The organism is Pseudomonas sp. HP_08, from assembly GCF_055284095.1.
Window position 1 is genome coordinate 1 of sequence record NZ_JBTOQC010000012.1, and the last position, 14,034, is coordinate 14,034.

The 14,034-nt window shown below is 63.9% G+C and carries 5 protein-coding genes; 4 read left to right on the forward strand and 1 reads right to left on the reverse strand.

Going from position 1 to position 14,034, the window contains the following annotated elements; all coding sequences use genetic code 11:
- From ACYAS9_RS11700 to ACYAS9_RS11710, 3 genes are all read left to right on the forward strand, one after another.
- On the forward strand, nucleotides 1-9,499 hold a 9,499-nt coding region (locus ACYAS9_RS11700), incomplete at its 5' end, for an amino acid adenylation domain-containing protein (protein ID WP_463568458.1).
- Between the two features lie 66 nt (nucleotides 9,500-9,565).
- Complete coding sequence (gene macA, locus ACYAS9_RS11705) at nucleotides 9,566-10,711, forward strand: macrolide transporter subunit MacA (protein ID WP_463568459.1); 1,146 nt, start codon at nucleotides 9,566-9,568, stop codon at nucleotides 10,709-10,711.
- Nucleotides 10,708-12,681, forward strand: coding sequence for a MacB family efflux pump subunit (locus tag ACYAS9_RS11710; protein WP_463568460.1), 1,974 nt, complete (start codon nucleotides 10,708-10,710; stop codon nucleotides 12,679-12,681). The genes macA and ACYAS9_RS11710 overlap by 4 nt, the downstream gene beginning before the upstream one ends.
- Nucleotides 12,682-12,696: 15 nt before the next feature.
- Here the strand turns inward: ACYAS9_RS11710 and ACYAS9_RS11715 are convergent, their stop codons facing one another.
- Nucleotides 12,697-12,960 carry a hypothetical protein gene (locus ACYAS9_RS11715; protein ID WP_463568461.1) on the reverse strand — a complete coding sequence of 88 codons (264 nt, stop codon included), beginning with the start codon at nucleotides 12,958-12,960 and terminating at the stop codon, nucleotides 12,697-12,699.
- Between the two features lie 256 nt (nucleotides 12,961-13,216).
- Here ACYAS9_RS11715 and ACYAS9_RS11720 point away from each other — a divergent pair, with 256 nt between their 5' ends.
- Nucleotides 13,217-13,762 carry a hypothetical protein gene (locus tag ACYAS9_RS11720; RefSeq protein ID WP_463568462.1) on the forward strand — a complete coding sequence of 182 codons (546 nt, stop codon included), beginning with the start codon at nucleotides 13,217-13,219 and terminating at the stop codon, nucleotides 13,760-13,762.
- The last annotated feature ends 272 nt before the right edge of the window (nucleotides 13,763-14,034 follow it).

Here is a 14,034-nt window from a genome sequence, read left to right on the forward strand (position 1 = left end):
TGGCGGTGCGCCACCCCCCCCCCCCCCCACATCCTGGCGCCGGGTGGGCGGGGCCCTCACCCCCGCGAAGGCCACCCACACACTGGCCTACGTCATTTACACCTCCGGCTCCACCGGCCAACCTAAAGGCGTCATGGTCGAACACCAGACCCTGTCCAACCTTGTCGACTGGCACTGCACCACTTTCAACCTGCAACCCGGCAGCCACACTTCGAACCTTGCCGGTTTCGGTTTCGACGCCACCGCCTGGGAAATCTGGCCAGCCCTGTGCAGCGGCGCCACCCTGCACCTGGCCCCGACCCAGGACGGCGCCGAAGACATCGATGCCTTGCTCAACTGGTGGCGCGCCCAGCCGCTGGACGTCAGCTTCCTGCCCACGCCCATCGCCGAGTACGCCTTCAACCACGACACGCCGCACCCGACCCTGCGCACCTTGCTGATTGGCGGCGACCGCCTGCGCCAGTTCCCGCACAACCAGCGCTTTAATGTGGTCAACAACTATGGCCCGACCGAAGCCACCGTCGTCGCCACCTCTGGCCTGATGCAAGCCGGCCAGCCGTTGCACATCGGCAAACCCATGGCCAACGCCAGGGCTTATGTACTGGATGAACAGCAAAATCCCGTACCCATCGGCGTCACCGGCGAGCTGTACATCGGCGGTGCCGGCGTTGCCCGTGGCTATCTGAATCGCCCGGACCTGAGCGCCGAGCGCTTCCTCAAAGACCCGTTCAGCCCGCTACCCAAGGCGCGCATGTACAGAACCGGCGATCTGGTGCGCTGGCTGGCCGATGGCACGCTTGAGTACCTGGGTCGCAACGACGATCAGGTCAAGATCCGTGGCGTGCGCATTGAACTGGGCGAGATCGAAAGCCGGCTTGTGCAGTTCACCGGCATCAATGAGGCGGTGGTGCTGGCTCGGGAGGACGAGCCGGGCCAGCTGCGGCTGGTCGCGTATTTCACCGAGTACAAGCACGCACAGCCGGTCGATGTGGCCGAGCTGCGCACCGGGTTGTCGACGCAATTGCCGGACTACATGCTGCCCGGCGCCTTCGTGCGGCTCGACAGCTTGCCGCTGACCGCCAACGGCAAGCTCGATCGCCGCGCCTTGCCCAGGCCTGAGCGAAATTCGCTGTTCAACCGCGAATGGCAGGCGCCGCAAGGGGAGCTGGAAGTCGGCCTGGCGCAGATCTGGGCCGAGTTGCTGGGCGTCGACCAAATCGGCCGCCATGATCACTTTTTCGAACTGGGCGGGCATTCACTGCTCGCCATGCGCCTGGCCTCTCAGGTGCGCCAGCGGCTGGGCGTGGAGCTGAGCCTGAGCGACCTGTTCGCCCAGGCGCAACTGGCCGATGTGGCCCAGGCCTTGAGCCGCGCCGGGTGTAGCCGTTTGCCGGACATTTTGCCCGCGACCCTGGCGGCGACGGCGGATACCGCGCTGCCACTGTCGTTTGCCCAGCAACGGCTGTGGTTTCTGGCGCAGATGGACGGCGCCAGTGCGGCCTACAACATTGCGGTATGCCTGAACCTGCGCGGCCGGCTGGATGAAGGCGCGTTGCAAAGGGCGCTGCAACGCATCGTGGCGCGGCACGACAGCCTGCGCAGCCGCTTTGTCGAGGTCGATGACGTGCCGCAGGTGCTGATCGCGCCACCGGAATCGGCCGCCGTGCTCAGTGTGCTCGACCTGCGCGGCCAGGCCAGCCAGCACCTTGATGAGCGAATCAGGGCTGAAGCCGCCCGGCCGTTCGATCTGCAGCATGACCCGCTGCTGCGCGGGCAGTTGCTGCGGCTTGAAGATGAGCGGCATGTCGTGCTGCTGACCCTGCATCACATCATCAGCGACGGTTGGTCGATGGGGGTGCTGACCCATGAGCTGCGGGCGCTGTATCAGGCTTTCAGCCAGGGCGCGGCCGACCCGCTGGCGCCGCTGGCCTTGCAATACACCGACTACGCGGTGTGGCAGCGACGCTGGCTGGGCGGCGATGCCTTGCAGCAACAGAGTGATTACTGGCGTCAGGCACTGAGCGGCGCGCCGGCGCAATTGCTGCTGCCCACCGACCGGCCACGCCCGGCGCAGCAGGATTACCGGGGCGCGAGTGTCGAGCTGCATCTGGGGCCTGCGCTGAGCGCGGGCCTCAAAGCCCTGGCCCAGCGTCAGGGCGTGACCCTGTACATGATCATGGTCGGCGCCTGGGCGCAGTTACTCACCCGTTTGTCCGGGCAAGGCGAGGTGGTGATCGGTTCGCCGGTGGCCAACCGTGGCCGGGCCGAGATCGAAGGCCTGATCGGCTTGTTCGTCAACACCGTGGCGCTGCTCATCGACGCCAGCGATGCCCCGGACACCCGCGCGCTGCTGGCGCGCGTCAAACAGCGCGTGCTCCAGGCCCAGGCTCATCAGGACTTGCCGTTCGAGCAAGTGGTGGAAATTCTTCGCCCCGAGCGCAGCCTGTCACACAGCCCGGTCTTCCAGACCTTGCTGAGCTGGGACAGCGGTCTGGAGGCCGAGCCAGGCGCTGCCGCCCGGTTGGGTGAGTTGAGTCTGGAAAGCCTTGCTCAGGACAGCCAGGTGGCCAAGTTCGACCTGTCGCTGAACCTGGGTGAAAGCGCAACGGGCATTCGCGGCCATCTGGAATACGCCAGTGCCTTGTTCGATGCCGCGACCGTGCAACGTTATGCCGGGTATTTCGAGCGCGTGCTGCAAGCGATGCTCAACGATGAGCACACGGCCCTGGAGCAGGCGGCGATCGTGTCGGTTCACGAGCGGCAGCAGTTGCTGGAGGGCTTCAACGACACCGTTGTGCCGTATGACCTGCAACAGAGCATTCATGGACTGTTCGAGGCCCAGGTGCTGCGCACACCCGAGGCCATTGCCGTGCAGGCGGGCGCGTTACGCCTGAGCTATGCCGAGCTGAATGCGCGGGCCAACGCGTTGGCGCATGCGCTGATCGAGCGCGGCGTGCAGGCGGACGACCGTGTGGCGATCTGCGTCGAGCGCGGGCTGGAAATGGTCATCGGCCTGCTGGGAATCCTCAAGGCCGGTGGCGCCTATGTGCCGCTGGATCCGGCTTATCCGCAGGAACGTCTGGCACACATGCTTGAAGACAGCGCGCCGGTGGTGGTGCTGGTGCATGAAGCCACGCACGCACTGTTGCCGAATGTGAAGGTGCCGCTGATCTGGATTGAATCTGACGCAGCCCTTGTGGGAGGGGGCTTGCCCGCGATAACGGACGCCAGCCATCTGGCCTATGTCATCTACACCTCCGGCTCCACCGGCAAACCCAAGGGCGTGATGAACGAACACGCCGCCGTGGTCAACCGCCTGCTATGGATGCAGGACGCCTATGGCCTGACCGCCGCCGACACCGTCTTGCAAAAGACCCCGTTCAGCTTCGATGTTTCGGTCTGGGAATTCTTCTGGCCGTTGATCACCGGCGCCAGGCTGGTCATGGCCAAACCCGAAGGCCACAAGGATCCGGCTTACCTGAAACGAATCATCGCCGAGGAAAACATCACCACCCTTCATTTCGTGCCGTCGATGCTCGATGTATTCCTGGCCCACGACGACACCACGGCCAGTCCGTCACTGAAGCGGGTGATCTGCAGCGGCGAGGCCTTACCCGGCAGTCTGGTCAGGCGCTTCAAGGCGCAACTGCCGGACAGCGAATTGCATAACCTTTATGGCCCGACCGAAGCCGCCGTCGACGTCACTGCGTGGAACTGCGCCGGGCCCATCGAACAGACGCCGGACAACACGCCAATCGGCAAACCCATCGCCAATACTCGCCTGTACATTCTTGACGCCCACCAGCAGCCAGTGCCGCTGGGCGTGGTCGGCGAGTTGTACATCGGCGGCGTACAGGTCGCACGCGGCTACCTCAACCGCCCGGAGCTGAATGCCGAGCGTTTCCTCGACGACCCGTTCAGCGACGGTCGTTTGTATAGAACCGGCGATATAGCGCGTTATCTGCCCGATGGAAATATCGAGTACCTGGGCCGCAACGACGATCAGGTCAAGATCCGTGGCTTGCGTATCGAACTGGGCGAGATTCAGGCACGCCTGACCGAGCGGTCTGATATTCGCGAGGCGGTCGTCGTTGCCCGTGACCAGCGCCTGGTGGCGTATTACACCGCCGCCGAACGGCTGGACATCGACGCACTGCGTGCGCATTTGCTGGAAACCCTGCCGGAATTCATGGTTCCGGCGACCTTTGTCCACCTGCAAGCCTTGCCGCTGAGCCCTAACGGCAAGCTGGACCGCAAGGCCTTGCCGGCCCCCGATGCACAGTCGATCAAGACCCGCACGTACGAAGCGCCAGAGGGCGAGCTGGAGATCACCCTGGCACGGCTATGGGCCGAGTTGCTGGGTGTCGAGCGGGTCGGCCGCCAGGATCACTTTTTTGAGCTGGGCGGGCATTCGCTGCTGGCGGTGACCCTGGTCGCGCGTTTGCGCCGCCTGGGCCTGGCCGCCGATGTGCGCGTGTTGTTCGGCCAGCCGAGCCTGGCGGCGCTGGCGGCTGCCTTGAGCCGCAGCGACGAGGTCGAGGTGCCGGCCAACCGTATTGCGCCCGATTGCACGCGCATCACGCCAGCGCTGTTGCCGCTGGTGGATCTGCCGCAGGCGGCCATCGACCGGATAGTCGACAGCGTGGCGGGCGGGGTGGCCAATGTGCAGGACATTTACCCGCTGGCGCCGCTGCAGGCGGGGATTCTCTATCACCACCTGGCTGCCGCGCAGGGTGATCCTTATGTGTTGCAGGCGCAGATGGTGTTTGCCGATACGCAGCGTCTGAATGCTTTTGCCCAGGCGTTGCAAGGGGTGATTGACCGGCATGACATTCTGCGCAGTTCGCTGTTCTGGGACGGGCTTGCAGAGCCGGTGCAGGTGGTCTGGCGCCAGGCGACGCTGGTCTGCGAGGCGCTGCAACCGGACCCGTCAGCGGGCGATGCGCTGAGCCAGTTGCGCCAGCGCTATGACAGCGGCCGTTACCGCATGCCGCTGAACCAGCCGCCGTTGCTGCGCCTGGTGCATGCCGTCGAACCCGGCAGCCAGCGCGTGGTGGCCTTGCTGCTGTTTCACCATCTGGTCATGGACCATATCGCCCTTGAGGTGCTGCGCGATGAAATGCAAACGCTGTTGCAGGGCCGTCCCGAGGCATTGCCAGCGCCGGTCCCGTATCGCCATTACGTGGCCCTGAGCCGCTCGACACTGGGCGTCGAGGAGCACGAAGGGTTTTTCCGCGAGCTGTTGGGCGATGTCGATGAGCCGACCTTGCCGTTTGGCCTGCAAGGGCCCGTTGCCGGGCCGACTGCACAGGCGCGTCTGCGTCTGCACGACGCGGTCAGCCTGCGCTTGCGCGCTACGGCGCGGGACCTGGGCATCAGCGCTGCCAGCCTGATGCACCTGGCCTGGGCCAAGGTGCTGGGGCATTTGTCGGGGCGTGACGATGTGCTGTTCGGCACCGTGCTGCTGGGACGGTTGCAAGGCGGCGAGGGGGCCGAGCGCGCGCTGGGGGTGTTCATCAATACCTTGCCGCTGCGCCTGGTGCTGGGCGAGCAGACGGTTCAGGCCGCCGCGCTGGCCACCCATGAACGCCTGACCCGGCTGCTGCGTCACGAACATGCGCCGCTGGCGCTGGCCCAGCGCTGCAGCGCACTGGCGGCAGGCACGCCGTTGTTCAGCGCCTTGCTCAATTACCGGCACAGTGCCGCGCCGGCCTCGGCCGAGGCTGATCATCCTGTCTGGCAGGGCATCGAGGTGCTGGCCGCCGAAGAGCGCACCAATTACCCGCTGACCCTGAGCGTCGACGATCTGGGCGAAGGCTTCAGCCTGACGGCACTCGCGGCGCCCGGCATCGATGCCGGGCAGGTTTGCGAGCACATGCGTGAAGCGCTTGAGCAGCTGCTGATGGCCCTGGAGCAAGCGCCGCACACCGCCATTGCCGAGCTGTCGAGCCTGCCGCAGGCCGAGCGGCAGCGCTTGCTGGTGGACTTCAATGCCAGCCAGCGCGATTACCCGCGCGAGCTGACCGCGCCCCAGGTATTCGAACGGCAAGCCGCGCAGCATCCCGAAGCGCTGGCGCTGCTGCACGGCGAACAGCGCCTGAGTTACAGCGAACTCAATGCCCGCGCCAACCGGCTGGCGCATTACCTGATCGAGCAAGGGATCAGGCCCGGCGATCATGTCGCGATTCTGCTGCCACGCTCTGCGCTGCTGGTCGTCAGCCAGCTGGCCATCGGCAAGTGCGCAGCCGTCTATGTACCGCTGGATATACAGGCCCCGGCTGAACGCCAGGCGTTTATCGTGCAGGACAGCCAGGCAGTGACGCTGCTGACCCGCAGCGCCGAGCGCGTGGATTACCCGGCACGGCGCATTGACCTGGACCACCTGGCGCTTTACGACCAGTCGGTCCAGAACCCAGGCATAGCGCAGCATGCCGAGTCGCTGGCCTACATCATGTACACCTCAGGCTCCACCGGCACCCCGAAAGGCGTGCGGGTGGCGCACCGGGGCATCAACCGGCTGGTGCTCAACAGCAATTACGCCGACTTCAACGCGCAGGACCGGGTGGCGTTTGCCTCCAACCCGGCGTTCGATGCCAGCACCATGGATGTCTGGGGGGCCTTGCTCAATGGCGCCAGTGTGGTGGTCATCGACCCGGACACGCTGCTCGACCCGCCGGCCTTTGCACGGGTGCTTGGGGATGCGCGGGTGAGCATCCTGTTTGTCACCACGGCATTGTTCAACCAGTACGTGCAGTTGATTCCCCAGGCGCTGGCCGGCTTGCGCATTCTGTTGTGTGGCGGCGAGCGCGCCGAGCCTGCGGCGTTTCGTCGATTGCTGGCGCAGGCGCCGGACCTGCGCGTGGTGCATTGCTACGGGCCGACCGAAACCACCACCTACGCCACCACCTTCGAGGTGCGGGCGCTGGATGAACAGGCGCAAAGCGTGCCGATCGGTGCGCCGATCGCCAACACCCGGGTTTATGTCCTCGACGCTCGCCAGCAACCCGCGCCAGTGGGTGTGCCTGGCGAGTTGTATATAGGCGGCGACGGCGTGGCACGCGGCTACCTGAATCGCCCCGAGCTTACCGCCGCAGCGTTCTTGCATGACCCGTTCAGCAGCGATGAAGGCGCCTTGATGTACCGCACCGGCGACCAGGTGCGCTGGCTGGCCGATGGCAACCTGGAATACCTGGGGCGTAATGACGATCAGATCAAGATTCGCGGGTTTCGCATCGAACCGGGTGAAATCGAAGCCCGTCTGGCCGGTTGCCCCGGTGTGCAGGACGTGGTGGTGCTGGCGCGCGAGATCGAGCCGGGCGCAGTACGCTTGATTGCCTGGTACACCGTCGCTGCCGATCAACCCGCACCGGACAACACCACCTTGCGTGCCTGGCTGCAAGCGCGGCTGCCGGAATACATGGTGCCCGCCGCCTGGGTGCAGCTGCAGCGCTTGCCGTTGACCAATAACGGCAAGGTCGACCGCAAGGCGTTGCCGATGCCGGCCCCGCAGGCATTTGTCAGCCGGGTCTATGAAGCGCCGCAAGGCGAGCTGGAACAGCACCTGGCCGAACTGTGGCGTGAGGCATTGCAGGTCGAGCAGGTCGGGCGTCATGACAGCTTCTTTGAACTGGGCGGGCATTCGCTGCTGGCCGTCAGGCTGGTCAACCAGTTGCAGCAGGCGGGCCTGAACCTCAGCCTGGCCGAGTTGTTCCAGCATGTCAGTGTCGAGTCGGTGGCGGCCTTGATCAGCCAGCGCAGCGGCACGCCTGAAAATGATCAAGCGCTGATCACGGTACGTGCCGAAGGCCAGGGTACGCCGCTGTTTCTGATTCATGAGTTCAGTGGCCTGGAGTTGTACTTCCCGGCGCTGGGCCGGCATATCGACGGTGATTTTCCGATCTACGGCCTGCCGGGCGTGGCGTTGGGGCAGCCGCAGTTGCAGACCATGGAATGCCTGGCCACCCGACTGCTGTCGGAGATTCGCCGGGTGCAACCGCACGGGCCTTACCGCCTGGCCGGCTGGTCGTTCGGCGGGGTGCTGGCGTATGAAATCGCCGCGCAATTGCTCGGCATGGACGAGCACGTGGCCTTTCTCGGTTTGCTCGACAGCTATGTGCCGCGCCTGACCGACCAGGGCAAGGCGCGCTGGTCCGGTGCGGACGCGCTGCACCGGCAACTGCTGCTGCACTGCACGATGTACTGGGGCAATCAGGGCGAGGCAGGCCGCGAGCCATTGGCATGCTTGCAGGCACTGGAGCCACAACTGCCGCAGTTGTCGTTCGATGAACTGCTGGAGCAATGCCGCGGGCAGGATTTGCTGTACCCGGACCTGGCCGCTGCCAACGCCGAAGGCCTGCGCCACTTCATGGCGCGTGAGGTCGCCCATGGCCACGCGCTGGCGCATTACCGGGTCAACCCGATCAGCGTGCCGGTGCATCTGTTCTGTGCCCGGTCGCGCCCGACTGAACTGTCGCGACGCAGCCAGAGCCTGGGCTGGGACACCTTGCTGGCGCCTCGACAACTGCGCAGCATCGAGGTGCCCGGCGATCACCAGAGCATGATGCAGGCCCCGCAAGTGCAAGCGCTGGGTCAGGCCATCGCTCAGGCCATCAGTGCGGCAGAGGCCATAACGTCCGAACAACCGCTGTATCAGCCGTTGGTGACCATTCAGAGCGGTCAGGCGGGGCATCAGCCGGTGTTTTGTGTGCCCGGCGCGGGTGACAGCATCACCGGTTTTATCGGTTTGACCGACGCCCTGGGTCCGCAATGGCCGGTGTATGGCCTGCAACCGCGCGGGCTGGACGGCGCTTCGGTGCCGCACAGCCGGGTCGAGGCCGCCGCGCAGTTTTACGTGCAGGCCATCGAACAGGTGTATCCGCAGGGGCCGGTGAACCTGATCGGCCATTCGTTCGGCGGCTGGGTGGCGTACGCCATGGCTGCCGAGTTGCAGGCGCGCGGGCGCAGTATTGCGTCATTGACCCTGATCGACAGCGAAGCGCCCGGCGGGCAAGGCGTGGCCGGGCGACCGTACACGACCACGGCCGCCTTGCAGCGGCTGATCGAGGCGCTGCAACTGGCCTCGAACACCTCGCTGGGCCTCGACGCCCAGGCTTTCAGCGAGGCCGATGACGACACGCAACTGCGCCTGCTGCATGAAGGGCTGGTGCGTGCCGGCGTCTTGTCGCGCAACGTGGCAGCCACGGCCATGCATGGCCCGGCACGCACCTACGCCACCGCGCTGCGCACTGTTTATCGGCCTCAGCGCCGGTACGACGGGCCGGTGCGTCTGGTGCTGGTCGACGACCCGGTGCTGGATGCGGCGGGTAACCAGCGTGAACAGGCCGCGATGCTGGCGGGCTGGCAACGCGAGGCGGCGCAATTGTCGGTGTGGTATGGGCCGGGCAACCATTTCACCATCCTCAAGGCGCCCAACGTCTACAGCCTCGCCGCCTGGTGGCACGACGGCCAGGCGGTGGCGGCTCAGGCGTCGGTGTCATGACCACACCCGGTTTGAAACCCATCCCCACTATGTTCAGAACGCCTGGTCTTTAACGGTAAGGGATTTATGCAAAAGTCGACATTTCGCAAGACCGCTCTGGGCGTAGCGCTGGTGGCGCTGGCCGGGTTGGGGTTTTACACCGTGCAGGCGCCGGCCGATGCGCCGCGCTACCTGTTTGCAACCGTTGAACGCGGCGACATCGAAAACGCCGTGCTGGCCTCCGGCACGCTGGAGGGCATCAAGCAGGTCGATGTCGGTGCCCAGGTGTCGGGCCAGCTCAAGTCGTTGAAGATCAAGCTCGGCGACAAGGTCAGCAAAGGCCAGTGGCTGGCCGAAATCGATCCGCTGGTGTTGCAGAACACCTTGCGCCAGGCCGAGGTCGAGGAGGAAAACCTCCAGGCCCAGTTGCGCGCCACCCAGGCGCAGCTCAAGCAGACGCAGCGCATCTACGAGCGCTATAAACGCCTGGGCGAGGGCGAGTCGATCTCGCGCCAGGACCTGGAAAGCGCCGAGTCCGATTTCGAGGTGCAGCAGGCCAATCTGATGTCGCTCAAGGCGCAGATCAAGAATGCCCGCATCCAGATCGACACCGCCAAGGTCAACCTGGGCTACACGCGAATCATTGCGCCCATCGACGGCGATGTGGTCGGCATCGTCACCCAGGAAGGCCAGACCGTGATCGCCCAGCAACTGGCGCCGGTGCTGCTCAAGCTCGCCGACCTCGACACCATGACCGTCAAGGCGCAGGTGTCCGAAGCCGATGTGATTCACATCAACCCCGGCCAGCAGGTGTACTTCACCATTCTGGGCGAAGACAAACGCTACTACGCGACCCTGCGCGGTATTGAACCGGCACCGCAGGACTTTCAGAAGGCCAGCAGCGACAACCCCAAGCAAAACGTCGCGGTGTTCTATAACGCGCTGTTCGATGTGCCCAATCCCGGCCACCGCCTGCGCATCGCCATGACCGCGCAGGTGCACATCGTGCTCGACACGGCCAGGGCCGCCCTCAATGTGCCGGTGGCCGCGCTGGGTGCGCGCAATGCCGACGGCAGCTATGCCATTCGCGTGCTGGACGGCAAGGGCGCCGCCCAGGTGCGCAACGTGCAGACCGGGATCAACAATAACGTCAGGGTCGAGATCACTTCGGGCCTGGCCGAGGGCGACCGGGTGGTCATCGGCGACCCGATCAAGGGAGCCAAGGACGCATGAGTCGCGACAACGACAGACAGCCGCTGCTGCAACTGACCGGTATCACCCGCAGTTTCATGGCCGGCGACCGGGAATTCATGGCGCTCAAGGGCATTGACCTGAGCATCGAGGCCGGCGAAATGGTCGCCATCATCGGCGCGTCCGGTTCAGGCAAGTCGACGCTGATGAATGTGCTGGGCTGCCTGGACCAGCCCAGCGCCGGCAGTTACCGCATCAATGGCCAGGAAACCCGCGACCTCGACAACCAGGCGCTGGCCGCGCGGCGCCGCGATTATTTCGGGTTTATCTTCCAGCGTTATCACCTGTTGCCGCACCTGAGTGCCATGCACAACGTCGAGATGCCGGCGATTTATGCCGGCACCCCGGAAACCGAACGCCATGGCCGCGCCCGGCGCTTGCTTGACCGGCTCGGCTTGTCCGGGCATTTGCATCACCGGCCCAGCCAGTTGTCCGGTGGCCAGCAGCAGCGGGTGAGCATCGCCCGGGCGCTGGTCAATGGTGGCGAGGTGATTCTGGCGGACGAACCGACCGGCGCGCTGGACACGGTCAGCGGTAAAGAGGTGATGACCATCCTGCAAGAGCTGCACGCGGCCGGGCACACGGTGATCCTGGTCACCCACGACCCCAAGGTGGCGGCCAATGCCGAGCGCATCATCGAAGTCAGCGACGGCCTGATCATCAGCGACCGACGCAACCAGCCGCCGGACCCATTGCTTGCAGAAAACACGGCGCCGGCGGTTGCAAGCGGTGCTTCGCGGCGCATGGTCGCCAGCCTCGGGCTGTTCAAGGAAGCGTTCAGGATGGCCTGGGTCGCGTTGATCTCGCACCGCATGCGCACCTTGCTGACCATGCTGGGCATTGTCATCGGCATCACTTCGGTGGTGTCGATCTCGGCGATCGGCGAGGGCGCCAAGCGCTATGTGCTCAAGGACATTCAGGCAATCGGCAGCAACACCATCGATGTGTACCCCGGCGCCAGTTTCGGCGACAGCCGCGCCTCGGCCATCGAGACCCTGCTGCCCTCCGATGTGCTGGCGCTTAACCAGCTGTATTACGTCGACAGCGCCACCCCGGTGGTCAACCGCAACCTGTTGCTGCGCTACCGCAATATCGATCTGGACGCACAGGTCAACGGCGTCAGCGAGCGCTACTTTCAAGTGCGCGGCATCAAGATGGAGGCCGGCATTCACTTCAGCGAAAGCGATGCGCGACGCCAGGCGCAAGTGGTGGTCATCGACCACAACGCCCGCAAGCGCCTGTTTGGCGATAACGTCGACCCGCTGGGCCAGGTGATCCTGATCGAAAACCTGCCGTGTACGGTGATCGGGGTCACGGCCGACAACAAGAACATGTTCGCCGCCAGCAAGGCCCTGAACGTCTGGGTGCCATATGAAACCGCCGCCGGCCGTTTGTTGGGCCAGCGCCATCTCGACAGCATCAGCGTGCGCATTCGTGACGGTCAGCCAAGCGACCTGGTCGAAGAAAAGGTCACCCAGTTGCTGCAACAGCGCCACGGCACCAAGGACTTCTTCACCAATAACCTGGACAGCATCATGCAAACCGTCGACCGCACCAGCCGCTCGCTGGCGCTGCTGCTGTCGCTGATTGCGGTGATTGCGCTGCTGGTCGGCGGTATCGGGGTGATGAACATCATGCTGGTCTCGGTCACCGAGCGAACCCGCGAGATCGGCATCCGCATGGCCGTCGGCGCCCGTCAGTCGGACATTCGCCAACAGTTTCTGGTCGAGGCGGTCATGGTCTGCCTGCTCGGCGGGGCGATCGGCATCTCGCTGTCCTATGCCATCGGGCATTTGTTCACGGTGTTCGTCAAAGAGTGGGAGATGGTCTTTTCCGCCGGCGCGATTATTACGGCGGTGGCGTGTTCGACATTGATCGGGATTGTGTTCGGCTTTGTGCCGGCGCGTAACGCGGCGCGGCTGGACCCGATCGATGCGCTGGCGCGGGATTAGGGGCAGACATTCTGGTCAGATCGCTGAGAGTCCCGAGAACCAGGGTGTAACAGCGCGACTGTTGTGCCCTTGGTACTCCCCTTGTCCTCGAAGATCATTGAGGCATAGAAATAAACTGATTGTGGCTGGAATAGCCAGAACGTTCAGCATCCAGAGAACGAAATGACTGGATTCAAACGTCACCAGCGCGACGATGTTAATGACCGCCATGCCAATGATTACAATATTGCACTTGAGGTGCTGACGTCGGCAGGAGGCAAAGCTTTCCCAGTCATACATCAGCCACTCCTCGGCAAAGACTTCGCACTCGGGGCACTTATGAGTGGACGGCACTCTGAGGCGGGTATGTCCACAACTGGGGCACCGAGACTTCATCGCGTTATCCACGGTTGAGTGATGTTCCTTGTCAGGTTTTGCCAAGCTTAACGCAGCGCGAGCCGGGTTGCCCTCATCACGGTTCAGACGAGGGGCTGGGTTGAAAATTGAGCCATGGCGTTCACACTATCGTTCGTCAATCAGGATCAGGAGATACACCATGCCGTGGGGGCCGATACTTGCAGAACCCCGTATTCGCGCTTCATTCACAACGCTCGAACATCACCAGCAAACCGTGGTGATGGCTGCTTATCTTTACCGCCAGCTCGGATTGATCGAGGCGTTTGATCGTCTTTACTCTCAACAGGTTTCGCAGGTTTTCATCCGCGGATTGAACGCTGCGTTGGCAAACGACCGCGATGCGCTGCAGCGTGTCAGTGAAGAGGTCAGCCATTGCATACCGGATACCGAGGTGTACTCAGAGCAGGAAGGTTCTTATGCGCAAAATCTGCTGATTGCGCTGAGCTACTTTCTGGACTTTGTGCACAGCAAGAATGCGAGCGCGCTGGACAACAGCACCCGCATGCTGTTTGAGAACACTGACCTGATCAATTATGAAGTCGATGAACAGTACGATGAAGACAGCGTATTCGCTCACGAAGTGGGCATTTTTCTGCAACTGATCGATGCTGTTCAGCGCTTGTCTGTTGCGCGCTGTCGTGATGTTCACGGCGTTGCAGAGCTTGTGCAGCCGTATATGGTTTGAGCCGTTGCGAGGTGGCTACAGCCACCGCAAATGTGCTGGATTTACTGGCCCTTTCGCGAGCTGCGCTCGCTCCTACGAGGTTTGTGTCGTATTCAATACCGAGCCGCCCCCAAAATCTGTAGGAGCGAGCGCAAGCTCGCGAAGGTGAAGGTACAGTCACCACAAATGTGCTGGGTTTATTGGCCCTTTCGCGAGCTGCGCTCGCTCCTACGCAATTTGTGTCGAACTCAGTATCAAGGCCAGCCCAAAATCCGTGGGAGCGAGCGCAAGCT

Excerpts from the sequence above, each read along its gene's own strand:
- macA (WP_463568459.1), top strand. The coding sequence starts at position 9,566 with ATGCAAAAGTCGACATTTCGCAAGACCGCTCTGGGCGTAGCGCTGGTG.
- ACYAS9_RS11710 (WP_463568460.1), top strand. The coding sequence starts at position 10,708 with ATGAGTCGCGACAACGACAGACAGCCGCTGCTGCAACTGACCGGTATC.
- ACYAS9_RS11715 (WP_463568461.1), bottom strand. The coding sequence starts at position 12,960 with ATGTATGACTGGGAAAGCTTTGCCTCCTGCCGACGTCAGCACCTCAAG.
- ACYAS9_RS11720 (WP_463568462.1), top strand. The coding sequence starts at position 13,217 with ATGCCGTGGGGGCCGATACTTGCAGAACCCCGTATTCGCGCTTCATTC.